The 23488-nt window shown below is 67.0% G+C and carries 21 protein-coding genes; 7 read left to right on the top strand and 14 right to left on the bottom strand.

Going from position 1 to position 23488, the window contains the following annotated elements; translation table 11 throughout:
- From ACFE77_RS12650 to ACFE77_RS12630, 5 genes are all read right to left on the bottom strand, one after another.
- On the bottom strand, positions 1 to 248 hold a 248-nt coding region (locus ACFE77_RS12650; RefSeq protein ID WP_375422001.1), incomplete at its 3' end, for an NAD-dependent epimerase/dehydratase family protein.
- A gap of 80 nt (positions 249 to 328) precedes the next feature.
- Positions 329 to 2398 carry a TonB-dependent receptor gene (locus tag ACFE77_RS12645; protein WP_375422000.1) on the bottom strand — a complete coding sequence of 690 codons (2070 nt, stop codon included), beginning with the start codon at positions 2396 to 2398 and terminating at the stop codon, positions 329 to 331.
- 116 nt (positions 2399 to 2514) lie between these two features.
- Positions 2515 to 2994, bottom strand: coding sequence for a cupin domain-containing protein (locus ACFE77_RS12640; RefSeq protein ID WP_375421999.1), 480 nt, complete (start codon positions 2992 to 2994; stop codon positions 2515 to 2517).
- Between the two features lie 8 nt (positions 2995 to 3002).
- Positions 3003 to 4109: a Gfo/Idh/MocA family protein gene (locus ACFE77_RS12635; RefSeq protein ID WP_375421998.1), complete on the bottom strand. Its 1107-nt coding sequence runs from the start codon at positions 4107 to 4109 to the stop codon at positions 3003 to 3005.
- A gap of 49 nt (positions 4110 to 4158) precedes the next feature.
- Positions 4159 to 4431, bottom strand: a complete 273-nt coding sequence (locus ACFE77_RS12630; protein WP_375421997.1) for a helix-turn-helix transcriptional regulator — start codon at positions 4429 to 4431, stop codon at positions 4159 to 4161.
- 187 nt (positions 4432 to 4618) lie between these two features.
- Here ACFE77_RS12630 and ACFE77_RS12625 point away from each other — a divergent pair, with 187 nt between their 5' ends.
- Positions 4619 to 5296, top strand: a complete 678-nt coding sequence (locus ACFE77_RS12625; RefSeq protein ID WP_375422002.1) for a FadR/GntR family transcriptional regulator — start codon at positions 4619 to 4621, stop codon at positions 5294 to 5296.
- Here the strand turns inward: ACFE77_RS12625 and ACFE77_RS12620 are convergent.
- Positions 5293 to 5805 (bottom strand): gluconokinase, encoded by a 513-nt coding sequence (locus tag ACFE77_RS12620; protein WP_375421996.1) that lies wholly within the window; start codon positions 5803 to 5805, stop codon positions 5293 to 5295. The two genes, ACFE77_RS12625 and ACFE77_RS12620, sit on opposite strands and share 4 nt — an antisense overlap.
- Positions 5806 to 6027: 222 nt before the next feature.
- Here ACFE77_RS12620 and ACFE77_RS12615 point away from each other — a divergent pair, with 222 nt between their 5' ends.
- From ACFE77_RS12615 to ACFE77_RS12605, 3 genes are all read left to right on the top strand, one after another.
- Positions 6028 to 9054 carry a glycosyl hydrolase family 28-related protein gene (locus ACFE77_RS12615; protein ID WP_375421995.1) on the top strand — a complete coding sequence of 1009 codons (3027 nt, stop codon included), beginning with the start codon at positions 6028 to 6030 and terminating at the stop codon, positions 9052 to 9054.
- Between the two features lie 105 nt (positions 9055 to 9159).
- A complete protein-coding gene (locus tag ACFE77_RS12610) occupies positions 9160 to 12192 on the top strand; it encodes a glycosyl hydrolase family 28-related protein (RefSeq protein ID WP_375421994.1) in 3033 nt (1010 codons plus the stop codon).
- A gap of 10 nt (positions 12193 to 12202) precedes the next feature.
- The gene (locus ACFE77_RS12605) at positions 12203 to 13207 is read left to right on the top strand and encodes an SMP-30/gluconolactonase/LRE family protein (protein WP_375421993.1); all 1005 of its coding nucleotides are present in this window, start codon (positions 12203 to 12205) and stop codon (positions 13205 to 13207) included.
- Positions 13208 to 13218: 11 nt separating this feature from the next.
- Here the strand turns inward: ACFE77_RS12605 and ACFE77_RS12600 are convergent, their stop codons facing one another.
- From ACFE77_RS12600 to ACFE77_RS12590, 3 genes are all read right to left on the bottom strand, one after another.
- A complete protein-coding gene (locus ACFE77_RS12600) occupies positions 13219 to 14511 on the bottom strand; it encodes an aldose epimerase family protein (protein ID WP_375421992.1) in 1293 nt (430 codons plus the stop codon).
- Positions 14406 to 15689 (bottom strand): L-fuconate dehydratase, encoded by a 1284-nt coding sequence (locus ACFE77_RS12595; RefSeq protein WP_375421991.1) that lies wholly within the window; start codon positions 15687 to 15689, stop codon positions 14406 to 14408. Before ACFE77_RS12595 ends, ACFE77_RS12600 begins: the two co-directional genes overlap by 106 nt.
- Before the next feature lie 98 nt (positions 15690 to 15787).
- Positions 15788 to 16588, bottom strand: coding sequence for an IclR family transcriptional regulator (locus tag ACFE77_RS12590; protein ID WP_375421990.1), 801 nt, complete (start codon positions 16586 to 16588; stop codon positions 15788 to 15790).
- A gap of 248 nt (positions 16589 to 16836) precedes the next feature.
- Between ACFE77_RS12590 and ACFE77_RS12585 the strand changes: the two genes are divergently transcribed.
- A complete protein-coding gene (locus ACFE77_RS12585) occupies positions 16837 to 17574 on the top strand; it encodes a Crp/Fnr family transcriptional regulator (RefSeq protein WP_375421989.1) in 738 nt (245 codons plus the stop codon).
- Positions 17575 to 17584: 10 nt separating this feature from the next.
- Positions 17585 to 18001, top strand: a complete 417-nt coding sequence (locus ACFE77_RS12580) for a response regulator (protein ID WP_375421988.1) — start codon at positions 17585 to 17587, stop codon at positions 17999 to 18001.
- 208 nt (positions 18002 to 18209) lie between these two features.
- On the opposite strand, the gene ACFE77_RS12575 is transcribed toward ACFE77_RS12580, so the two are convergent.
- The 3 genes from ACFE77_RS12575 to ACFE77_RS12565 form a co-directional block, all read right to left on the bottom strand.
- Entirely contained in the window at positions 18210 to 18446 is a 237-nt protein-coding gene (locus ACFE77_RS12575; protein ID WP_375421987.1) for a hypothetical protein, read from the bottom strand.
- A complete protein-coding gene (locus ACFE77_RS12570; RefSeq protein ID WP_375421986.1) occupies positions 18446 to 19132 on the bottom strand; it encodes a Crp/Fnr family transcriptional regulator in 687 nt (228 codons plus the stop codon). Before ACFE77_RS12570 ends, ACFE77_RS12575 begins: the two co-directional genes overlap by 1 nt.
- A 377-nt stretch (positions 19133 to 19509) precedes the next feature.
- Positions 19510 to 21729 (bottom strand): beta-glucosidase, encoded by a 2220-nt coding sequence (locus tag ACFE77_RS12565; protein WP_375421985.1) that lies wholly within the window; start codon positions 21727 to 21729, stop codon positions 19510 to 19512.
- Between the two features lie 139 nt (positions 21730 to 21868).
- Here ACFE77_RS12565 and ACFE77_RS12560 point away from each other — a divergent pair, with 139 nt between their 5' ends.
- Positions 21869 to 22639: a hypothetical protein gene (locus ACFE77_RS12560; protein ID WP_375421984.1), complete on the top strand. Its 771-nt coding sequence runs from the start codon at positions 21869 to 21871 to the stop codon at positions 22637 to 22639.
- A 46-nt stretch (positions 22640 to 22685) separates the two neighbouring features.
- Here the strand turns inward: ACFE77_RS12560 and ACFE77_RS12555 are convergent, their stop codons facing one another.
- Together ACFE77_RS12555 and ACFE77_RS12550 are read right to left on the bottom strand one after the other, a co-directional pair.
- The gene (locus ACFE77_RS12555) at positions 22686 to 23063 is read right to left on the bottom strand and encodes a hypothetical protein (RefSeq protein ID WP_375421983.1); all 378 of its coding nucleotides are present in this window, start codon (positions 23061 to 23063) and stop codon (positions 22686 to 22688) included.
- Positions 23064 to 23136: 73 nt separating this feature from the next.
- A complete protein-coding gene (locus tag ACFE77_RS12550; RefSeq protein WP_375421982.1) occupies positions 23137 to 23361 on the bottom strand; it encodes a hypothetical protein in 225 nt (74 codons plus the stop codon).
- Positions 23362 to 23488: the final 127 nt, after the last annotated feature.

Raw genomic sequence — 23488 nt, 5'->3', positions numbered from 1 at the left:
CGGATGTTCTCCGCCTCGCTGTCCTGCCGCAGCCAGGTGGTGATGAACACCGCGTCCGGGCGCAGATCGGCCAGCGCCGCGGCGGTGCCGGCGGCGTCCTGCAGATCCGCGGCGACCGGCGATACATCGGGCTGATCGGCGGGGCGTCGCGCCAGACCGTGAACCGACCAGCCCTGCTGCGCCAGCAACGCCGCCGTCGCGCTGCCGACGATCCCGCTCGCGCCCACTACCAATGCCGTCTTCGCCATCTTGCTTCCCGTCGTCGCATCCGATGCGGCGCTCAACGTCGGCTGGGGAGCGGCGTTCCTGTAGAACCGCTCCGGACCCGTCAGCCGCCGCCGAAACGCAGACCGATCCACAAGGTCCGCGGGGTGGCGCGCTCGACGATGTCGGCGCCGCTGATCCCGGCTTCGACGCGCGCGTCGCCGATATTCTCGGCGCGTGCCTCGATCGCCAGGCCCGCCATGATCGGGATCGCGGCATAGGCATCGACCGTCGTCGCCGGATCGAGGCTACGGCTGTTCTGGTCGTCGTCGAACTGCCGCGCGATGTGGCGGACGGTGGCGGAGGCGGTCGCGCGGCCGCGTCGCCAGCCGAGCGTGCCCGAGAGCTGGTCACGCGGAGTCTGCGCGGGCGCCAGGCCATCGAGCGGCGCCGCAGCGCCCGATGCGACCACCCGCGCGCGGACGTGGCTCCAGGATGCGCGCGCGAACGCATCCCCGCGCGCTGCGTCGGCGTCGATCTCGAACCCGCGCGCGCGTACCGCGTCGAGGTTCTGCCGGACCCGATACGCCCCGCCCGCCGCCACGAAGCCGACGCCGGGGAAGGTGCCCGCGCCGCGCCCCAGCGTGACGTTTGCGATCGCATCGTCGAGCCGGTTGTCGAACCAGGTCGCGCTGAGACCGACACCGGGAGCCGGCGCCAGCGTCGCGCCGAACTCATACCCCCATAGCCGTTCGGGGCTGAGCGCGGCGTTGGCGGCGGTCGCGTCCGCGCCGACCCGGAACGGGCGATATAGCTCGTTGAGCGTCGGCAACCGCCAGCCGCGATACGCCGCGGTGCGCAGGGTCAGCGGTGCCGCGACCCGCCAGGCAAGGCCCGCCCGACCGGTGAACTCGTCGCCGCTGCGATCCGCGAACCGCAGGTCGGTTAGCGCCGCGCCGCTTGCGATCGTGCGTTCGCTCAGAAAACCGTCGCTGATCCGCCAATGATCGACGCGCACGCCGAGTGCCAGCGTGACCGCGCCGAGTTCGACGCTGCCGTCGGCGAAGACGCCATAGGTCTCGCTCTCACCGCCCGCGAGCCGACGTCGGGTCGGTGCGGCGGCTACATAGGTGAAGTTCTCCTGCGTCCGCCCGCTGACGTCGCGCAGGTCGGCGCCGAAGCGGATAGCGACATGCTCGCCCGTCGGCGGCACGATCTCGACGCGGGCACCGGCGCCGGTGGCGGGCGTGTTGTACTGGTCGAGCGTCTGTGTCGCGGTGGTGCGCGCGGCGTTGACGCTCGCGAAGCTGGAGGCGAAGGCGCGGGTCTGCAGATAGGCGAGCGCCGACCAGCCCCATCTACCGCGGCCGACGAGCCGCACGCTCGCATCGGCGCCCTCGCTGCGGTTCGCGGTGAACGCGGTGCCGCGCTCGCGCCGGTCGGTGAAGGCGGAGACGTTGGCCTGCAATTCGGTGTCGGCGGCGATGCGGATCGCGGTGCGGATCGCGCCCGATGCCTGTTCATAGGGCGCCGGACGATCGGCGCTGCCGCGGCTCTCCGCCACCGTCGGGATGAAGCCGTCGCCGCGCGAATAGGCGCCCGACAGCGTCGCGAACCCAGCGCCTCGGACCAGCGCCGCCGATCCCTGCGCCTCGACCGAGTCGCGGCTGCCATAGGACACCCGACCGTCGATCGCGTGGAGCTGCGACGGCGTCGCGCTTTCCAGTTCGATCGTTCCCGCCAGCGCGCCGGGTCCGTAATAGCCGCTGCCGCCGCCGCGGGTGACGCGGATCAGGCCGAGCCGGTCGGTCGCATAGGCCGGGAAGGCGACCCAGCCGCCGAACGGGTCGGTCTGCGGCACGCCGTCGAGGATCAGCAACGCGCGGCTCGATGCGTTGCCGCCGATCCCGCGCAGCGACAGCCCCTGGCTGGTCGGATTGGCCGATCGCGAATCCGATCGCCGGAACTGCTGAAGCCCCGCGACGTCGGCGAGCACGCTTTCGAGCCGGCTGCTGGCGTTGGCGGTGATCCGATCGCGGTCGATCGTCACGACCGTGGCAACCCGATCGGCTGGCGAGGCATCGAGACCGCGCCCGGTGACGACGATGTCGCCCTCGTCACGCTGGTCCTGGGCGGTCGCGATTGCCGGTACGCCCGCGGCCAGGAGGGAAACGGCACCGATGATGATCTTCATGATAACGCGTCCGATTGGTCGCAGCGCAACGGTCTGCATCGTGTCGATGCCCTAGGAGCAATCGGCGGGCGGAATCCAGTCCGACCTCGGCGGTATCCGCCCGCCAACCCCTTCCATCAGCGCGTCGATGCGGGCAGCTTCATCCCGAGCAGCACCAGTCGATCACCGGTGATCCCGAAATAATGCGGCGTACCCGCAGGGATCAGCATCACGTCGCCGGCCGCCAGTTGCCGGGTCGTGCCGCCGACGATCCGGCTGCCTTCGACCAGTTCCGGCTTGGTGGTGCTGGCATCGGCCAACGTGCCGCCGCTGATCAGCGTGCCGCGGCCTTCGATGACGATGGCATATTCGGCCTGGCCGGGATGAACCGCAGGGCGGCCCGGCTTCTTCCAATATTCAAGCGCGCCGATGGTCTGCCCGTCGCGCACCAGCGGCTGCCACGCAAAACCCTGGCCCGGCTTCATCGCTCGGCCCATCGCCGCGACCTGCGTGCGAACCTCCGCAGCGGCGGCGAAGCTGGTCGGGTCGGTCGTCGCATCCTGCCCGATCGCCGCCGTGCTCGCCACGGCCAGCGCGATCGACATCGCGGTACGCATCGACGCGATCATGCCGCCGAACCCAGGCGGATCGTCCGGCCTTCGCGCGCGGAGCGGTAGATCGCCTCGACGATCCGGATGTCGCGCAGACCTTCTTCGCCCGACACGATCGGCTCGCGGCCGGTGGCGATGCACTCGGGAAGGTGATCGAGCTGTCCGACGAACTGGTTCTTCCACCGCGTCGGCGGCGGGGTGACGGGGGTCTCGCGCCCATCCTTGCCGGTCCACATCTTCTGGCCGTCATAGCGGGTCGCCGGCTCGAGTTCGATGCGGCCGCGTTCACCCATCGTCAGGATGCGGTTCTGGTTGGCGCTGTACATCGAATGGCACATCGCCATCGCACCCGACGGGAACTCCAGGGTCCACTGCATGATATCCTCGACCTCGCGGAAGCGGGGATCGCTGCGGTCGGTGGATTCGCGCGCGGTGACCGCGATCGGTTCCTCGCCGGTCATGTAGCGCGCCGCCTGGAGGCTGTAGACGCCCATGTCCATCAGCGATCCGCCGCCAGACAGCGCTCGCTTCAGCCGCCAAGCCTCCGGGTTGCCCTGGACGAAGCCGTGCTCGGACTGGACGTAGCGGAGCTTGCCTATCGCACCGCTGCGCGCGAGGCGGATCGCCTCGCGGTTGAACGGCTCGAAGTGAACCCGGTAGCCGATCATCAGCTTGCGGTTGGCCTTCTTGCACGCCGCGATCATCGCCTCGCATTCGGCGACCGAGACCGCCATCGGCTTTTCGCACATCACGTGCTTGCCCGCGCGCGCGGCGCGGATCACGAATTCGGCATGCTGCGAATTGGGCAGGCAGACGTAGACGATGTCGATCGCGGGATTGTCGCGGATCCGGTCGAAGTCGGCATAGGAATAGACCGAGCCCGGGGCGAGCCCGTACTCCGCGGCTACCTTGGCCCCCTTGGCGGCGTCTCCGGTCACCACCGCAACGAGGCGGCTATGCTCGCAATCGCGCAGCTGGGGGATGATCCTGCCGAGGCCGTAGCCGCCAAGCCCGACGATGGCGTAGCCGAGCTTGCGTCCCGTGGCCGCCCTGGCGATGCCGGTCGATCCGGCGACCAGCGCGGCAGCCGACAGCAGGAGGTCGCGTCGTCCGAGTTCCATGCACGCTTCCTTGTTGCGCCGCCCGCACGATGCGGCGGCCTGCGTCACCTCAGTGGGCGATCCCACGAGCGTTCGTCGTCATCGACTGGGCGATGATCGCGACCTGGGTCCGGTTACGGACGTTGAGTTTACGCATCAACGCGGTCATGTGCGCCTTCACCGTCGCTTCGGCGATGCCGAGATCATAGGCGATCTGCTTGTTGAGCAAGCCCGAATGGACGCCTGCCAGGACCTTGATCTGGGTCGGCGTCAATTGTGCCGCCACGCCTGTCGGGGACACCGCGTCACCGCTGGTTCCGTCATGCTGATGAGTGCTCGTCATGGCCATCTCTCCCTCGATTGCTGCCGGTCTTCGCCGACTCTCGCTGGTGGGCAGTTTAGGTAGATTGGTCCGACAGATTCAAGCGAAAGATTAAATAAAGTCGTTTGTTCACTGGATGGAGGTGGATGACGCGGCAGATCTGTCGTACAGCTTTGACCATAAAAGGCGTGAAGGGGAGGACGGCTTCTTGGGAGAGGAACGCCAGGCGGATCGCGCCTATGCGAGCATCGTCGAACTGATCAACGTCGATCGGCTGGAGATCGGCGATCGCCTACCGTCCGAAGCCCGCCTCGCGGAGCTGGTCGGCGTGTCGCGCACGATCATCCGGGAAGCGCTGGTGCGCCTCGCGTCGGACGGCATCACCGAGCCGCGTCGCGGCGCGGGTTCGTTCGTGAAGGGGCGGCCGTCCGACCGGCTCTCCGCGCACATGAAGCTGGCCGATCTGTCGACCACGCTCGGCAGTTACGAGGTGCGGTTCGTGCTGGAGGCGGAGAGCGCACGGCTGGCGGCGGTGCGTCGCTCGGCCGACCAGATGGCCGCGATCGACGACGGCCTCGTGCGCTTGCGCGCGGCATTGCTGTCGAGCGCGCCGGCGCATGACGAGGACATGGAGCTCCACCGCCGCATCGTGCTCGCCACCGCCAATCCCGCGTTCGAGGTCGCCTTCGCCGCGCTCGCCGCGGACATCGACCGGATAATGCGCGCCGGCGTCGACATCTCCCGGTCGCGCCCGCCCGAGGTGATCGGGGCGATGATGCGCGAGCACGAGATGATCGTCGACGCGATCCGCGCGCAGGATGCCGACGGCGCCGCCCTGGCGATGCGCTGGCACTTGTCCGAAGGCCGCAAGCGGCTGATGCCTTAGCTGCTCGGCGGCGAGGTCCTGAGCCACGCCAGCGTCTCGGCGCTCAATCGATCGAGCGGCGCGCTGGCGTCGAATGCCATGGCAGGCTCGTCGGGGGCAGGGCGCTCCAGCGTCGCGAGCTGGCTGTCGAGCAGGCTCGGCGGCATATAGTGGCGGGTGCGGCCGGCGAGGCGGCGCTCGAGTTCCTCGCGGCTATTGTCGAGCAGCACGAAGCGCACCGGTGCCGCGATTGCAGCGATCAGCCGCTCGCGATAACGCCGCCTTAGCGCAGAACACGCGGCGACCGCGACGCCGTGTTCGCCGACCGTCGCGCTCACCGCCGCACCCAGGCGATCCAGCCACGGCCAGCGATCCTCGTCGCACAACGGCTCGCCCGAGCGCATCTTCGCCACCGCGGCCGCGTCGTGATATGCATCGCCCTCCAGGAAGGGGCAGTCGATCGCGGTCGCCAACGCAGCCCCCAGCGTCGATTTGCCGCTGCCGCTGACGCCCATCACGATGACGGCCATCGGCGCGAGCCCGGATGATTGGTCTGGCGGCAGCAAACAAGGTCCCCGTCACTGGTTCGCCCCGGCGATCGACACGGTGCCAGCTCTTGCGGCGCAGGCTTAACCGCGGCGGCGGGACGGCGGAACTACGACCTTCGTCGCGGATGCCATGGTAACGCTAACGGCCTAGTCGATCGAGGCTAGGGCGCCGCAAGGCCGCCGCATGAAGGAACAGGCGAAGGCATGAAGATGCGATTGTGGTCGGCGACGGCGTTGGTGGCATTCCTCGCGAGCCCCGCAGCGGCCCAGGGTGGCACCGGCGCGTCGACCCTGTTGTCCGCCCCCGCCGATCCTCGCGCAGTGACCGTGAAGGGCAAGGGCGACGGCCGCGCCGACGACACCGCCGCGATCCAGCGCGCGATCGACGCAGCGCGCGACAAGACCGGGCACGGCATCGTCTTCCTGCCGTCGGGCCGTTATCGGCTGACCCGCAGCATCCTGGTGCCGCCGGGCGTGCGCGTGTTCGGCGTCGGCCCGACCCGCCCGGTGATCGTGCTCGGCAATGCGACCCCGGGATTCCAGACCGGGGTAAGCACGCTCATCGTCTTCACCGGCGGCGATCAATATCAGGTCGGCAAGATCCCGGTGCCGGTGCCCACCGTGGTGCCGCGCGACCAGCAGGTCCGCGACGCCAATTCGGGCACCTTCTATTCGTCGATGGCCAATGTCGACGTCGAGATCGGCGCGGGCAACCCGGCGGCCGCCGCGGTCCGGTTCCGGATGGCGCAGCACGCGTTCCTGTCGCACATGAACTTCCGCCTCGGCTCCGCCTTCGCCGGGGTCTACCAGGCCGGCAACGTCATGGAAGACGTGCATTTCCAGGGTGGCCGCTACGGCATCGTCACCGAAAAGACCTCGCCGGCGTGGCAGTTCACGCTGATCGACTCGACCTTCGACGGACAACGCAGCGCCGCGATCCGCGAACACGAGGTCGATCTCACCCTCGTCAACGTCACGATGCGCAACGCGCCGGTCGGGATCGAGATCGACGGCGGCTATAGCGACTCGCTGTGGGGCAAGGACGTCCGGTTCGAGAACATCGCGCGCGCCGGGGTGATCGTCTCGAACGAGAAGAGCGCCTTCACGCAGATCGGGTTCGAAAATGCGCTGGCGAGCAACACGCCGGTGTTCGCGCGCTTCCGCGACAGCGGCCGGACCGTGAAGGGGAAGGGCGTCGCCTACCGCGTCACCGCCTTCAACCACGGGCTCGCCGTCCCTGCACTGGGTCAGATGGGCAAGGTCGCGACCAATGTGCAGATCGCGGCACTGCCATCGCTGCCCGCGCCGCGTGAAGCTGCCATCCGGTCGCTGCCCGCCGTCGCCGAATGGACCAACGTCCGCACGCTCGGCGCCAAGGGGGACTCGCAGACCGACGATACCGCCGCGATCCAGCGCGCGATCGACCAGCACCGCGTGCTCTATTTCCCGAGCGGCTTCTACATGGTCACGGGTACGCTGCGCCTGAAGCCCGACACCGTGCTGCTCGGCCTCCACCCCGCGACCACCCAATTGGTGATCCCGGACGAGAACCCCGCGCATGCGGGCGTCGGCAAGGTCGTGCCGATCCTCGAGACGCCGCGCGGCGGCGACAACATCCTGTCGGGCCTCGGGCTGTTCACCGGGCGCATCAACCCGCGTGCGAGCGCGCTGCTGTGGCGATCGGGCGCGACCAGCCTGGTCGACGACGTGAAGATCATGGGCGGCGGCGGGACGCCGACATCGGACGGCAAGCCGCTCAATTCGCGAAGCGGGCGCAGCGGCGATCCGGTCGCGGACAATTACTGGGATGCGCAATACCCCAGCATCTGGGTAACCGACGGCGGCGGCGGCACCTTCGCCGACGTGTGGAGCCCCAACACGTTCTCGCAAGCCGGCTTCTACGTGTCCGACACCGACACGCCGGGCCATGTCTACGAGATGTCGGTCGAGCATCATGTCCGCAATGAATTCGTGCTCGACAATGTCCAGAACTGGGAGTTCCTCGCGCCGCAGACCGAACAGGAGGTCGGCGAGGGCATGGACGCGGTCTCGCTCGAGATCCGCAATTCGCGCAACATCCTGTTCGCCAATTACCACGGCTACCGCGTGACGCGGAACTTCCACCCCGCGGTGAGCGCGGTGAAGCTGTTCAATTCGTCGGATATTCGCTTCCGCAACGTCCATGTGAATGCCGAGAGCGGCTTCGCTACCTGCGACGACAATGGCTGCGCGACCTTCCTGCGCGCGAGCAAGTTCCCGTTCGAGAACACGATCCAGGACAAGACCAGCGGCCTCGAGATCCGCGAGCATGAGTTCGCGACGCTCGACATCGCAGGCACCCCCGCACCGGTCACGGCGGCCGGCCTGGGCGCGCCGGTAAAGCAACTGGAGGGCGGGTTCTTCTCGATCTCGGGCGGCACGGTGGATGCGAAAGGCGCGCTCTACTTCATCGAACACCGGTTCCAGCGCATCTACCGCTGGACCAAGGCCAAGGGGCTGGAGGTCGTCCGCGATCACTCGCTCGACCCGGTCAATCTCGCGGTCGATCGTTCGGGCAAGCTGCTGGTGCAGTCGTCGCTCGGCGTCGAGGGCAGCGTCTATTCGATCGATCCCGACGGCCCCAAGACCGAAGTGACGGTGATCCCGGCGACCCCGACTTCGGCGCGTCCCGATGCGCGCACGCTGGTGCCGGTCAATTGGTGGATCAACGGCGAGTTCAGGGATCAATATGATCCCGCGCGCGATCATTTCACCACGCTAGGCGAGTTGTTCTTGCGCGATGTGTCTGCGGCCAAGCAGCGCGAATATGTCTCGCCCGACGGCAGCCTGGTGCTTCCTGCGTATCGGGTGCTGCAGCAGGGCCCGACCGATCATGTCGGCTGGCGCTGGTCGCACACCCTGCAGGCGACCGGGCTGGTCGGCGCCAAGCCCGGCGAGTCGCTCTATGTCACCAACGGATCGGAGAACATCACCTATCGCGCGAAGATCGGGGCGGGCGGTACGCTCACCGATCTGCAGCATTTCGCGGATCGCGGCGGCGAGAGCGTCGTGGCGGACGCCCGCGGGCGGGTCTATGTCGCCAACGGTCAGGTCTATGTCTACGGCGCCGACGGGCGGGAGTCCGGCCGCATCGACGTTCCCGAACGCCCGCAGCAGTTGCTCCTCGGCGGCCCTGACGGCCGCACGCTTTTCATCCTCACCCATCATTCGCTCTACGCGGTGCAGGTCTGAATGCTGCGGGTCTGCCCGCGCACCGATTTACCGATTTTATATTCACGGTCCCCACTGTCCCGGCTTAATCGCCGGGACTTTTTTCATTAAGACGGAGTGTCCCCCATGCAGCGCAGCCTCGGGTTCGGCATAGCAGCGATCGTCGGCACCACGTTCATCGCCGGCAGCCCCGCGATCGCCTCCACCTCGGCCTTCGTGACCGCACCGCAAGATCCCCGTGCGGTGACGGTGCAGGGCCGGCGCAACGGCCGCGGGGACGACAGCGCCGCGATCCAGCGCGCGATCGACGCGGCGGCGGCGAAGGGTGGCGGCGGCATCGTCTTCATCCCGTCGGGCCGCTACCGGATCACGCGTACCGTCTTCATCTGGCCGGGGGTGCGGGTATTCGGGGTCGGCGCGACCCGGCCGCTGCTGACGCTGCCCGATGCCACGCCCGGCTTCCAGCGCGGGGTGGCCAATATGGTGATCTTCGCGGGCGCCAAGCGCGACCCGGCCCGGCGCGTGCCGTTCCCGCCGCCGGGCAGCGTACCGTTTGACGACAAGATCGCCGACGCTAATCCGGGCACCTTCTATTCGGCGATGAGCAATATCGACTTCGCGATCGGCGCAGGCAATCCGGCCGCCGCAGCGATCCGCTTCCATGCCGCGCAGCACGCCTATGTCAGCCACATGGACTTCGACATCGGGTCTGGCCTCGCCGGGCTCTACCACGTCGCCAATGTCGGGCAGGACCTGCACTTCCGCGGCGGACGCTATGGAATCCTCGCCGAGAAGCCATCGCCCGCCTGGCAGTTCACGTTACTCGATTCCACCTTCGACGGGCAGCGCGACGCCGCGATCCGCGAACATGAGGCGGGGCTGACGCTGGTCAACGTCGCGATGCGCAATGCGCCCGTCGGCGTTGAGATCGACCAAGGCTATGGCGACTGGCTGTGGGGCAAGGACGTGCGTTTCGAAAACATCACGCGCGCCGGCGTCGTGATCTCGAACGAGAACAGCTCCTACACTCAGATCGGCTTCGAGAACGCAGTCGCGGCCGACACGCCGGTGTTCGCCCGCTTCCGCGACAGCGGCAAGACCGTCGCCGGCAAGGGCCGTGCGTACCGGGTGAGTTCCTTCACCCACGGACTGACCGTTCCCGCACTTGGCCGCATGGGCAAGGTCGCGACCGACGCCAGATTCGCCGCGTTATCGTCATTGCCCACGCGTCGCGCACCCGCGATCCGGGCGCTGCCTGCGACCTCGGCCTGGTACGACGTCCGCCAATCGGGCGCGAAGGGCGACGACAAGACCGACGATACCGCCGCGATCCAGCGCGCGATCGACGCGCACCGCGTCGTCTATTTTCCCGCGGGGCGGTATGTGGTGTCGGACACGCTGCGGCTCCGCGCCGACACCGCGCTGGTGGCGCTGCATCCGAGCCTCACGCAGATCATCCTCGCCGACAGCACGCCGGCCTTCCAGGGCGTCGGCGCGCCCAAGGCGCTGGTCCAGTCCGCGGACGGTGGGGATGCGATCGTATCGGGGCTGGGGCTCTACACCGGCGGCATCAACCCGCGCGCGACCGGCCTGCTCTGGACCGCGGGCGCGAATTCGCTCGTTGACGACGTCAAGTTCCAGGGCGGTCACGGCACCGAACTCGCCGACGGCACGCGCTTCGATCCCTATAACGCCAACCACACCGGTGATGCCGATCCTGCCAAGCGCTGGGACGCGCAATACCCCAGCATGTGGGTGACGCGGGGCGGGGGCGGGACGTTCAACAACATCTGGACGCCCAGCACCTATGCGCAGTCCGGTCTCTACGTGTCGGACACGACCACTCCGGGCCATGTCTACGAGATGTCGGCCGAACATCATGTCCGTACCGAGATCGCGCTCAACCGCGTCGCCAATTGGGAGTTCCTGGCCCCGCAGACCGAGGAGGAGGCCGGGGAGAGCCAGGATGCGGTGTCGCTCGAGATCCGCGACAGCCGCGACATCCTGATCGCCAACTACCACGGCTACCGCGTCACGCGGTCGCTCAAGCCGGCACCCGCGGCGGTCAGGCTCTACAACTCGCAGAATATCCGCTTCCGCAACGTGCATGTGAACGCCGAAAGCGGGCTCGGCACCTGCGACGAGAATGGCTGCGCGACCTATCTGCGGGTCAGCAAGTTCCCGTACGAGAACGCGGTCCAAGACGTCACGAGTGGGCTCGAGGTACGCGAACGGGAGTTTGCGGTGCTCGACATCGGCACCGCGGTGCAATCCGTGAAGCCCGCGACCTTCGCCGATGCCAAGGTCGAAAAGCTCGCCGACGGCTTCTTCTCGATTTCGGGGGCGACGGTCGATGCTGCCGGCAAGCTCTACTTCGTCGATCGCCGGCACCAGCGCATCTATGGCTGGTCGGCCGCGCGCAAGCTCGAGATCGTCCGCGATAACACGCTCGATCCGGTTAGCCTGATGGCGGATCGGTCGGGCAACCTGATGGTGCTGTCCTTCGCCGGACGCGAGGGGACGGTCTACAGCTTCAAGCCGGGCAGTCCCGAAACCGAGCTGACCGTGATCCTGTCGAGCCCAGCAGTCGATCACCCCGGGGCGCTGACCGCATTGCCGGTCAATTACTGGAACAATGGCGAGTTCAAGGATCAGCTCGATCCCGACACCTATCGCTACACGACGCTGGCGGAGATGTTCGCACGCGACGTGGCGCTGCCGAAGGCGCGCGAATATCTCTCCCCCGACGGCAGCGTGGCGATGCCCGCGTACCGCACCTTCCAGCAGGGACCGTCGAGCTTCCTGGGCTGGCGCTTCTCCGACGCGCTCGACAGCTACGGTCTGGCGGCCGGGCGACCCGGGTCGCGCGTGTTCGTCAGCAACGAATCCGAGGACAAGACCTACAGCGCGCTGCTCGGCAATCGCGGCCAGCTCACCGATCTGAAGCCGTTCGCGGATCGCGGCGGCGAGAGCGTTGCGGTGGACGCCCAGGGCCGGGTCTTCGTGGCCGACGGGCAGGTGTTCGTCTATGCCGCCGACGGTCGCGAACTGGGGCGGATCGACGTTCCCGAGCGGCCATTGCAACTGGTCTTCGGCGGCGCGGACAAGCGGACCTTGTTCATCCTCGCGCACCATGCGCTGTATAGCGTCCGGCTGTAGGAGGTCTTCGATGCGTGACGATGGGCGGATCGGACGGCGCGCGGTGCTCACGGCGGGCGCCTTGCTGCTCGCGGCGCCCGCGCTCGCCGCGGATGCCCGCCCGCGGCTGCGGCGGCTGTCGCCCGGGCTCGACCGCATCGTCGCGCCGAACACGCCGGTGGAGGTCATCGCGACCGGCATCCGCTGGGCGGAAGGCCCCCTGTGGGTGCCGGCGCTAAACGCATTGCTGTTCACCGATCCGCCCGCCAACATCGTCCGCCGGTGGAGCCGGGCGAGCGGGACGAGCGTGTTCCTGTCGCCCTCGGGCGCGCCGGGGACCGACCCGAAACTGATCCGCGAGCCCGGGGCCAATGGCCTCGCGCTCGACCGCAGCGGCGGGCTGCTGCTTGCCAACAGCGGTGGCCGCAGCATCGACCGCGTCGATCTCCGCACCGGCGCACGCACGATGCTCGTCGACCGCTACCAGGGCCGGCGGTTCAACAGCCCCAACGACATGCACGTCGCACGCGACGGCGCGATCTACTTCACCGACCCGCCCTACGGACTGACCGAAGGCGATACCTCGCCGCTGAAGGAACAGTCCGTCAACGGCGTCTATCGCTGGGTCGCTGGGCGGCAGCCGGTGCTGATCGACGGTACGCTGACCCGACCCAACGGCATCGCGCTATCGCCCGACGAGCGGCGGTTGTTCGTGTCGGTGTCGGACGAGAAGGCGCCGCGGATCATGGTCTATGACCTCGATCGCCGCGGCCTGCCAATCCGGTCGCGCGTCTGGCTCGACGCCGCGTCGCTGCAGGTGCCGGGCGCCAAGGGCCTGACCGACGGCATGAAGATCGCCCGCGATGGAACGATGTTTTGCTCGGCACCCGGCGGGCTGATGATCCTCACGCCGGACGCGAAGCCGCTAGGGGTGGTCGAGGCGGACGGACCGATCGCCAACTGCGCTTTCGGCGAGAATGGAAGGACGCTGTTCATGACGGCATCGGACCGGGTGCTCCGGATGCGGTTGCGGTGATTTAGGTCCCGCTAGCGATCACTTAGCCCGAACCGCCAGATCGTCGTCGAGCGAAACTCCTTCCCCGGACGCAACAACGTCGTCGGGAAGGCCGGCCGGTTCGGGCTATCCGACAGATGCTGCGTCTCCAGCGCGATGCCTGCCCGGGGCAGGATCGGCCGGCCGCCGGGCCCGACATCACGCCCGTCGATATAATCCCCGGTATAGACCTGAAGAGAGGGCTCGGTCGACAACACCGTCAGCGTCCGCCCCGACCCCCCATCCCGCAGCCGCGCCACCACCGAGGGACTGCCGCGCCGCGCGCCGTCGAAGACCCACGCATGATTATACCCGCCCTTTGCGCTCATCATCGGCGCGCGATCGTCGATCCGATCGCCGATCCTACGCTCGGCACGGAAGTCGAGGGGGGTGTTCGCTACGAGAGGGTGTTGTCCGGTGGGGATGCCCGCTGCGTCGGTTTCCGCCCAGCGCGCGGCGTCGATCCGCAGCCGGTGGTCCGCGATGCTGCCGCTTTCCGCGCCGGCGAGGTTGAAATAGCTGTGGTTGGTGAGGTTCAGCACCGTCGCGCGCGTGGTCCGCGCGGTATAGTCGATGCGGACATGATCGTCGGCGAACAGGCGGTAGGTCAGCGTCAGCGTCAGCTTGCCCGGAAAGCCCTGCGCGCCGTCCGGGCTGACCAGCGACAGCCGCGCCCCCGACACGCCGGGTTCGGTGAACGGGCGGACCTGCCAGATCTGCGCCTCCAACCCCGGCGCGCCGCCGCCGTGCAGCGCATTGAGCCCGTCGTTCGGCGTCAGCCGATAGACCCGTCCGTCGATCGAGAACCGCGCCCCCGCGATGCGGCCGGCATAGCGCCCGATCGTAGCCCCGAAATAATTCTTGGTGATCCGCTCGCGATACTCGCGCGTCGAGCCGTAGCCGAGCACCACGTTCGCTCGCCGTCCGGCGCGATCGGGCACCTCGATCGCGGTGACGATCCCGCCCATGTCGAGGAACCGGAAGGTCACGCCATGTGCGTTGCGCAGGGTATATTCGCGGATCCCGGCGGCATCCTCGCGGATCTGCGCGGACGCGCCGGTGGTGACCAGAAGCGCGGCGATCAGTGCGGTTCGGACAATGGGCGTGATAGTCAGCGTGCGATCCTCCGGTTCGAGCCGCCATAGCTGCCGGTGCGCACGTGCATCGTCAATACGTCGCCCTAGGATGCCTCGCGGAACGCATAATCGGCCAGCGACTGCGGGTGCATCTCGATCGAATAGCCGGGCGCGGTCGGCGTGCGATAGGCGCCGTTGGCGACCACGCACGGATCGACGAAATGTTCGTGGAGGTGATCGACATACTCCGCGACCCGGCCTTCGGTCGTGCCGGAAAAGCAGAGGAAGTCGATCATCGAGAGGTGCTGGACATATTCGCACAGGCCTACGCCACCCGCATGCGGGCAGACCGGCACGTCGTACTTCGCCGCGAGCAGCAGCACCGCGAGCACTTCGTTGACGCCGCCGAGCCGGCACGCGTCGAGCTGGACGACATCGATCGCACCGCCGACGATGAATTGTTTGAACAGCACCCGGTTCTGGCACATCTCGCCCGTGGCGACGCCGATCGGGAAAATGGCAGTGCGGATCGCGCGGTGACCCGCGACGTCGTCGGGACTGGTCGGCTCTTCGATGAACCAGGGGTTGGCAAAGGCGAGCTCGCGGACCCGATCGATCGCCTCGTCAACCTCCCAGACCTGGTTGGCATCGATCATCAGCGCGACATCGGGGCCGATCGCGGCGCGGGCGACGCCAACCCGGCGGATATCCTCGGCGGAGTCGCGTCCGACCTTCAGCTTGACGTGGCGGAAGCCGGCAGCGACCGCCTCGCGGCAACGGGTCGCCAGTTTCTCGTCGGAATAGCCGAGCCACCCCGCCGACGTGGTGTAGCAGGGATAGCCCCGCGCCTCGAGATCGGCGATCCGCTCGGCCTTGCCCGCTGCGCGCTCGGTCAGCAGCGTCAGTGCCTCGTCCGGGGTGACCGCGTCGGTCATGTAGCGGAAATCGATGCAGCGAACGATCTCCGCCGGCGTCATCTCCGCGACGTAGCGCCACAACGGCTTGCCCGCCGCCTTCGCGAGCAGATCCCACGCCGCGTTGACGACGGCACCGGTCGCGAGATGGATCACGCCCTTTTCCGGCCCGATCCAGCGTAACTGGCTGTCGCCGGTGATGTGCCGCCAGAAGCGGCCGCCATCGGCGCGGATCCAGTCCAGATCGAGCCCCTCAATCAACGGTGCCAGCGCGCGGATCGCGGCACAGCAGATCTCGTTGCCGCGGCCGATCGTGAAAGTCAGTCCGTGGCCGGTCAGCGCGGCGTCATCGGTGTGGAGGATGCAATAAGCCGCCGAATAATCGGGATCCGGGTTCATCGCGTCCGATCCGTCGAGGAACTTCGACGTCGGAAAGCGCACGTCGAGAACTTCCAGCCGGGTAATCGTCGTCAACGCTTGTTCCCTCGCACCAGCCAGCAGCAAGCGCCTTCACCAACGCCCGCGGTTTTCATATGTGAAGAGAGCGTGTGGATCAAGCGCTCGGGCGCGTGTCAGAGCCGACTGTCGGCCGCGATCAGCTGGGTGGAGATGCGCCCGGCCGCCGCCTTCACCGCCTCGGCCGCCACGTCGATGCTCACGGCCGGGTCGAGCGTCGAGAGATACGGCATCGTCAGAGCCGCCGCCGCGGCCCCGCCGCGCATCACCGGCGCGGAGATGTCGGTGACGCCGCCGACGAAGCGGCTGGGCGTCAGCTCGACCTCACGCTGGCGGACCTCCTCGGCATGCGCACGGAATGCTGCCAGCTCGCTGCGCGACAGGCGTGGTTCGAACAGCTTTTCCCAGCGCTGCTGCACGTCGAGCGGCTGGAACGCGTAGAGCACGACGCCGGACGCCGCCTGGGTAAGCGGCCGGCGATAGCCCACCCGCACCGAGAAACCGAGTTGTTCGCTCGATTCCATGCGCGCGACGACCACCATCTCGCCGCGCGAATGCAGCGCCAGGTGGCACGACTGTCCGGCATCGACCGCGAGCTGGCGCATGATCGGCAGCGCCGCCTCGACCAGCCCCTGCGTTCGCGGCTGCTGCATGCCGAGCGAGAACAGTCGGTCGGTCAGCCGATAGCCGTCGCTAGCAGGATCCTGTTCCAGATAGCCGCGGAATTGCAGCACCTGGACCATCCGGAACAACTCTCCGTGACTGCGACCCAGCCGGGTGACGATCGCGGTCAGGGTAAGCGCTTCGCTGGTGGTCGACAGTAGCTCGAGGACGTCGAGCCCTTTTTCAAGCGCGGGCGCCTTGTAGCGGCGGCCGTCGGCAACGGTGTCTTCGTCGAGGAGGTCGTCTTCAATCACCGCAATGCCCCGCCATTTTCCCGCCTCTGCGTATAGCGCCGACGAGGTAATGGAAAGCGCTCCGGCTTCATCCCGGACGGTGACGCGCGTGTCTCACCAGCCTCAAGTCTTTTGCAGCCGGCGATCGGCTTCTTAACATATGTCGGGCGAAGTCGCCCAACATCTGCTAACGTGGCGCATCGTCGCATGTGTAACAAGGCGCTGACGACCGAGAGATGATTGTGCTCCCGCCGTTTGGGGAGCCCGCCATGAACGAAGCAGTTATCGAAATGATGGTGGCGAGCGTCGGCAGGCGCGTGACGCTCGATCAGGGCGATCGGGACGCGCTGCTCGCGTTGCGCTTCTCCACCAGAGCACTGCCACCGCAGAGCTATCTGGTCCGCGAAGGCGAGATCTCGCTCCGCTCCTGCAGCTATGTCGTGTCCGGCCTCGCCTTTCGCCACAAGCTCACTGCGGACGGACGGCGGCAGATCGTCTCGATCCGCGTCCCCGGTGACTTTCTCGATCTCCAGCACCTGTTCCTCGACATGGCCGATCACAACATCCAGGCCCTGACCGCGCTCGAGGTGATCGACATCAACCGAAAGGATCTGCAGGATCTGGTGCTCAGCCGCCCGACGATCGCGCGGGCGATCTGGACCGAGACGCTGATCGAGGCATCGATCCTGCGCGAATGGGTGCTGAACGTCGGACGCCGCGACGGCCACGGCCGGATCGCACACCTGTTGTGCGAGTTCGCGGAACGGATGCAGGAGGTCGGAACCGACCTTCATGCCGGTTTCCACCTGCCGATCACGCAGGAACAGCTCGGAGACGCGGTCGGCCTCACCAGCGTTCACGTTAATCGCATGATGAAGCTACTGGTGAGCGAGGGGGTGATCGCGTTCGATCGTCGCCACATCAAGATACTGGATTGGGAGCGGCTGCGATCCGCGGGCGATTTCAGTAGCTTGTACCTGCACCTCGGCCAGCAACGCCGCATTTGATGAACAATAAATGACGGTCGGTCCGGGCCCGAACCGCGTTCCCGTCGCTTTAACGTGGATAAACAAGGGCTCAACCATGTGCCACGTGCTCATCATCGAAGACGAACCGTTGGTCGCAATGGACCTGGAATGGCTGCTGGGGTCGGTGGGCGCCACGTCCTTCGCGTTCGCGCAGTCAGAATCGGAGGCGGTGTCGATGGCGATCGCGCAACCGCCGTCGTTCATCACCTCCGATGTTACGCTGGCGGAAGGGACAGGGCCGCGAGCGGTCTACGCGATTCACGAGGCGCTCGGCGCGATCCCGGTGCTCTATATCACCGGGACCCCGTCGGCTTGCCACCCAAACGTGCCGATGCAGCCGGTGCTGACCAAGCCATTCGATCGCAGCGCCGTGATGCGCGCGTTCCAGTTATGCGACGTGGTGTGACGGCTGGTCCGGGTCGTTTGCTAAAGAGGTGATACGACGTAGCTCTCATTGCAGGAAAAGGTGCTTAAGCCGTTCGACGAGTAACCTTGTGTCCCCGCGAAGGCGGGGACCCAGTACTGGGCTCCCGCCTTCGCGGGAGCACAGTCGGGGAACGTAGAGATCGCGCCTCTCGCCCACATCGCCGAAGGGGATATTAGCAAGGCCTCGGCTAGACGCCCTGATCCCCGAGCCACGCGACGAACTCGTCCGGATTGGCGAATACATGTTGTTGGGAACTAGGCGAGGCCCCGAACATCGTTTCGACGAACCACTGCCCGGCGAGCTCTTCGTGCATCTGACCCAATCGGGAGAGGATGGCGGTCAGGCGCCCATTTCGCATGACCAGGACGGCGCGTTCGTCCGTTCCGCCGGTATCTAGTGTGATATCCTCGAACGAAACCGACATCATGCCGCCATGTGCAGGTAACCGGGGTGGAAGTCGGCCGCCCGTCGCATCCGATCCCAATCGGCGATCCTGATCTCGCGCTTGTCGCGTTCGATAATGCCGTCGTTGGTGAGCGACATCAGCATGCGGTTGACGTGCACGGCGGTCAGCCCCGTGGCGTCGGCGATATGTTCCTGGGTCATCGGCAGCTCGAACCGCTCGGGCGTGCCGAGGCCCGCCGCCTGCCGACGAAGCGCGAATTCGCAGAGCATGTGCGCGATCCGCGACCGTGCGTCGCGCTGGCCGACGTTCAGCACCCATTCGCGGAAGATCGACGCGTCGATCAGGGTATCGCGCCACATCGCCTCGCCGATCGCAGGGCGCTGTTCGATCAGCGTCTTCAGCGCCGCGACCGGGATCCAGGCGACCTTCGCCTCGCCCAGCGTCTGCACCCCGTGATCCGCGGTCGGCAGCAGCAGATGCTGGAGATCGAGGATGTCGGCGGGGAGGTGGAAGGACACGATCTGCCGGTTGCCATTCGCCGACAGCTTGTAGCGGAACGCGAACCCACTCAGTAGCAGGCAGCATTCGACGATCTTGTCGCCTTCGCGCACCAGGTGCGCACCCGGCGACGCGATGGTCACCCTGAACGGCAATGCCGCGATCGCCTCCTTGTCGGCGTCGTCCAGCGTCGCAAGATCATTCAATTTTCGGACCAACGCCCCAAAGGCATCTCGATTATCGCCGCTCATTCATTCCTCAGAGGCCGCTCAGTTCGTGAGCAATCTATCCCGAGCGGCTTGGTTTTCAAGCTGTCGTTGCAGTAGCTTAAAGTAGATTAAGAGGACTGAGGGCGACGTCCAACCGATCAATGGGTGTCAGGGTCTCCTATCTGACGGAGCCTCCGCGAGAAGTAGCCGGGATTGCCTAGTTCATTCGTCACCCCGGACGTGTTCCGGGGTCCACGGTGCCGCAGAAGCAACGGCTTCTGCTCCTGCGGACCAGTGGATCCCGGAACAAGTCCGGGATGACGGGGCGAGTTTGGCGCAGCGTCGCCCTATCCGGCCAAGAAAGCACGACACCCTCACCGCTGCGGCGCGAGCGAGCCGACCGGTAGCCAGCGCTCGGGCAGGGTGACGGTCACCCGCCGCCCCGCATCCGCCGCCGAACTCGCCAGCGTCACGGTGTAGCGGCCGGGCGCGACGTGCCATTGATGGCGGCTCTGGTCCCAGGTGGCGAGCAGGCGGGGATCGATCACCAGCGACGCGGCTTCGGATTGCCCGGGCGACAAGGTCAGTTTGCGGAAGCCCGCGAGCCGCTTCGGCGCCTCCCAATTGGCGGCGGCGGGGGCGACATAGACCTGGCCGAGATACTTGCCCGCGACCTTGCCGGTGTTGCGCACGCGGAAACCGACATGAAGATCCTTGCCGACGACGCGCGCCTGCAAGCCGTCGAGCGACGATTTGCCGTAGCTCAGCCCATGTCCGAACGGGAACAGCGGGCGGGTGCGGTTGCGGTCGAACCATTTGTAGCCGATCGCCGCGCCCTCGGTGTAGCGGACGTCGAAGATCTGCTTTTCGGGCAGACCCTTGCCGGGGATCACCGCGCGCGGGAACTGATCGGCGCTCAGCGGGAAAGTGATCGGCAGATGTCCCGACGGGTTGACCGCGCCGGTCAGCACCCGTGCGATCGCCGGGCCGCCGCGGCTGCCGGGATACCAGGCCTGGACGACGCCGCGGACGCCATCGATCCACGGCATCGTCACCGCGCCGCCGGTCTCCAGCACCACGATCGTGTTCGCATTGGCGGCAGCGACCGCGGCGATCAGCGCATCCTGGTCATCGGGCAGCGTGAGCGGGAAATCGAGCGACTCCGCGGTCCATTGCGTCACGAACACGATCGCGACATCGGCCGTCTTCGCGGCGGCCGCGGCCGCGGCGAGATCGGTGCCCGCGTCAAATGCGATCGCCGCGTCGGGACGTTCCGTGCGCAGCGCCACCAACGGCGACGACTTGGCGTAGACCACCGGGCCGGGCCAGTTCTTCGGACCGAGCCCGCGCACCGCGTTGCCACCGGGTGCGTAGACCTGCGCCGATCCACCGCCGGTCAGCACGCCGACATCGGCATGGCCGCCGATCACCGCGATCCGCTTCGCGGTGCGCGCGAGCGGCAGGATGTCGCGGTCGTTCTTCAGCAGCACGATGCCGTTCTCGGCGGCGGCCTGCGCGACCGCGGCATGCGCGGCGAAGTCGATCGGGGCGAGCGCGACCGGGCGATCCACCGCGCCGCTGGCGATCAGCGCGCGCGCGATCCGGCGCACCTTGTCGTCGATTACAGCGATCGGGACAGTGCCCTTGGCGATCGCGGCCTTCAGCTTGTCGCGCCAGACGTAGTTTTCGGGGGTGGAGACGCCGGTCTCCTGATCGAGCCCGCCGAGCGCGTTCTCGATCGTATCGTGCGCTGCGCCCCAATCGGACATCACATAGCCGCGATAGCCCCAGTCGCGCTTCAGCACGGTATTGAGCAACCAGTCGTTCTGGCACGCGTGCTTGCCGTTGACGAGATTGTACGAACACATCACCGATCCAGGGTCGCCCTGTTCGATCGCGAACTGGAACGCGAGCAGGTCCGACGTCCGTGCGGCGCCCTCGTCGATCAGCACGTTGATCGTGCTGCGACCGGTTTCCTGGTTGTTCAGCGCATAATGCTTGACGGTGGTGACGATCCCGTTCGCCTGGATGCCGCGCATGAAGGCGCCGACCATCATCCCCGCGAGCAGTGGGTCCTCGCCCGCATATTCGAAGTTGCGACCGTTGCCGGGATCGCGGTCGAGATTGACGCCGCCCGCGAGTTGGACGTTGAACCCCGATGCGCGTGCCTCTGCGCCCACCATCTGGCCGCCCGCATAGGACGTGCCCGGGTCCCAGCTTGATGCGGTGAGGATGCCTGACGGCAGCACCGTCCGCTCCAGCGCCGGGGTCGCTTCGCCCTGGGTGGCGACGCCGCTCCCCGCGTCGCTCTGCCATTGCGGCGTGAAGCCAAGCCGCGGAATGCCGGGAACGAAGCCCGCGGATTGCAGCCGTGCCTCGGGATGGCGGAACTTGTTCCAGTCCTGCTGCACGCCGAAGAACCCGGTGATCACCACCAGCTTCTCATCCTCGGTCATCGCCTTCACCAGCAAGTCGGCGCGCGCGTCGGCGGAAAGCGCCCGGTTCTTCCACGCGGTCGGATCACCCGACGCAGCGATGGCGCCCCCCGCGAGCGCACAAGCCATGGCGGTGGCGAGAAAGAACGAAGCGCGCATGATGATCCCCTTCAAGGTCGCGGCTGTCTACGGTGACGCGGCGGACGATGTCACGGGTGATTCACGTCGCTTCCGTACAATCGGCGCTGTCGGCATGATGATAAGCGGATCCGCTCGAGAACGATCTACGGGGCAGGGCATGGCGACTCGTCTGTACGCGCGACCACGGGTGTTGCCCGACGCGCGCTTCTACCTGATCGGCGCCCTGCTGATGATGGCGGTGCTGGTGCTCGGCTTCTCGATGCAGCTGGTGGCGGGACGGTCGAGCTTCGCGGCGCCGCCACTGGTTCATGTCCACGGCGTGTTGTTCTTCGGGTGGGCGGTGTTCTACGTCCTGCAGACCGCCTTGGCGTCGACCGGCTCGCTTGCCACCCATCGGCGGCTCGGCTGGTTCGCCGCGGTATGGGCGCCGGCCATGGTGGTGATGGGCATCTGGGTCACCGTCGCGATGGTCCGCCGCGGCGCCGTGCCCTTCGTCTTCGCGCCCGCGTATTTCCTGGTTATGAACCCGCTCAACATCCTGACCTTCGCGGCGCTGACCGCGGCCGGTATAAGGATGCGCCGCCAGACCCAGTACCATCGCCGGCTGTTGTTCTGCGCGATGGCGTCGCTGACCGGACCCGGGATCGGGCGCTTGCTGCCGATGCCGTTGCTGATCCCCTATGCGGCATGGGCCGTGTTCGTGGTGGTGATGCTTTTCCCGCTGGCCGGAGCGATACGAGACATGCGTACGAGCGGGCGGGTGCATCCGGCGTGGTGGTGGGGGATGGGGAGCATCGCCGGCGCACAGATCGCGATGAGCCTGATCGCCTATGGCCCGGTGGGCGCTGCCCTGTACGGCTTCGTCACGCTCGGATCGCCGGGTGCCGACGTCCCTCCACTGGCCTACCCACCGATGCCACCAATGTAGCGACTGGTGGGTCGGGGGAGGCGGATCCAGCCTCCCCCAAGCCTTGTTACTTCTTGCGTGCGCGCTTCGGGTTGGCGGCAGCCTCGGTATCCTCCTCCTCGTCGGGCGTGTCTTCACCGGCTTCGGTCAGCGCCTCGCCGAGCGTCTTCAGCTTGTCCTGCGACTTGTCGGCGCGGTCGGCGATCTTGGTGGTCGCGACGCCGAGACGGTGGAGCAGTGCGTGGACCCGATCGGCGTCGGGCTCGTCGCGCTCGAGCTGCTTGCGCAACGACCCCAGGTCGCGAAGGATACCCTTGGACCCCGGCATATCGAGATCGGACAGCGCGGCCTCCCAATCCTCGATCATGTCGACGCCCTTGGCCGGCTTGGTGCTGTCGAGACCACGATTGATCGCGTTCAACGTACCGGCGAATTTGATGGCCATTCTGTGATTCCTCTACGGTGCTCTCGATGATGAGAGCCCGGGATGAACGCCACCATCACTCATTGTGTCCAAGCTAACTATCTAGCGTCGAACCGATAACCTTGCGGCAGGGCAGGCGGCCCCGAATGACAAAAAAGTGAAAAAAGGTGTTGACGGTCGGGCGCTCTTCCAACATATGGGGCGAACCAACGGACGCGGCGCTGCCGACCGTTCGCTGGTTGCCCACCGCCTCTCGAAGGCTACCGCGAAGGCGGTTCACGGTGGGTTTGAAATCCAAATCGCGCTTGCGGATCGGCATCGTCGATCACGTTAAGCGTGGATGATCCGTTTAGATGGATCGTCATCTCGGTGCAAATCGGGATTGCAGGATGCTCTTTGACATTGTTGATTTAGATGAAGGGACATGTGGGCGGCGGCTTGCGGTC

This window comes from uncultured Sphingomonas sp., from assembly GCF_964243315.1.
Taxonomy (GTDB): Bacteria; Pseudomonadota; Alphaproteobacteria; order Sphingomonadales; family Sphingomonadaceae; genus Sphingomonas.
Note: the sequence above shows the minus strand (reverse complement) of the source record. Positions and strands in the feature narration are given on the sequence as shown.

Bases quoted from the DNA above. Each gene is read 5' to 3' on its own strand.
- ACFE77_RS12555 (WP_375421983.1), bottom strand. From the start codon at position 23,063: ATGGCCATCAAATTCGCCGGTACGTTGAACGCGATCAATCGTGGTCTC.
- ACFE77_RS12635 (WP_375421998.1), bottom strand. From the start codon at position 4,109: ATGGAACTCGGACGACGCGACCTCCTGCTGTCGGCTGCCGCGCTGGTC.
- ACFE77_RS12575 (WP_375421987.1), bottom strand. From the start codon at position 18,446: ATGTCGGTTTCGTTCGAGGATATCACACTAGATACCGGCGGAACGGAC.
- ACFE77_RS12615 (WP_375421995.1), top strand. From the start codon at position 6,028: ATGAAGATGCGATTGTGGTCGGCGACGGCGTTGGTGGCATTCCTCGCG.
- ACFE77_RS12580 (WP_375421988.1), top strand. From the start codon at position 17,585: ATGACGGTCGGTCCGGGCCCGAACCGCGTTCCCGTCGCTTTAACGTGG.
- ACFE77_RS12630 (WP_375421997.1), bottom strand. From the start codon at position 4,431: ATGACGAGCACTCATCAGCATGACGGAACCAGCGGTGACGCGGTGTCC.
- ACFE77_RS12560 (WP_375421984.1), top strand. From the start codon at position 21,869: ATGGCGACTCGTCTGTACGCGCGACCACGGGTGTTGCCCGACGCGCGC.
- ACFE77_RS12565 (WP_375421985.1), bottom strand. From the start codon at position 21,729: ATGCGCGCTTCGTTCTTTCTCGCCACCGCCATGGCTTGTGCGCTCGCG.
- ACFE77_RS12620 (WP_375421996.1), bottom strand. From the start codon at position 5,805: ATGGCCGTCATCGTGATGGGCGTCAGCGGCAGCGGCAAATCGACGCTG.
- ACFE77_RS12585 (WP_375421989.1), top strand. From the start codon at position 16,837: ATGAACGAAGCAGTTATCGAAATGATGGTGGCGAGCGTCGGCAGGCGC.
- ACFE77_RS12645 (WP_375422000.1), bottom strand. From the start codon at position 2,398: ATGAAGATCATCATCGGTGCCGTTTCCCTCCTGGCCGCGGGCGTACCG.
- ACFE77_RS12550 (WP_375421982.1), bottom strand. From the start codon at position 23,361: ATGCCGATCCGCAAGCGCGATTTGGATTTCAAACCCACCGTGAACCGC.
- ACFE77_RS12610 (WP_375421994.1), top strand. From the start codon at position 9,160: ATGCAGCGCAGCCTCGGGTTCGGCATAGCAGCGATCGTCGGCACCACG.
- ACFE77_RS12640 (WP_375421999.1), bottom strand. From the start codon at position 2,994: ATGCGTACCGCGATGTCGATCGCGCTGGCCGTGGCGAGCACGGCGGCG.
- ACFE77_RS12605 (WP_375421993.1), top strand. From the start codon at position 12,203: ATGCGTGACGATGGGCGGATCGGACGGCGCGCGGTGCTCACGGCGGGC.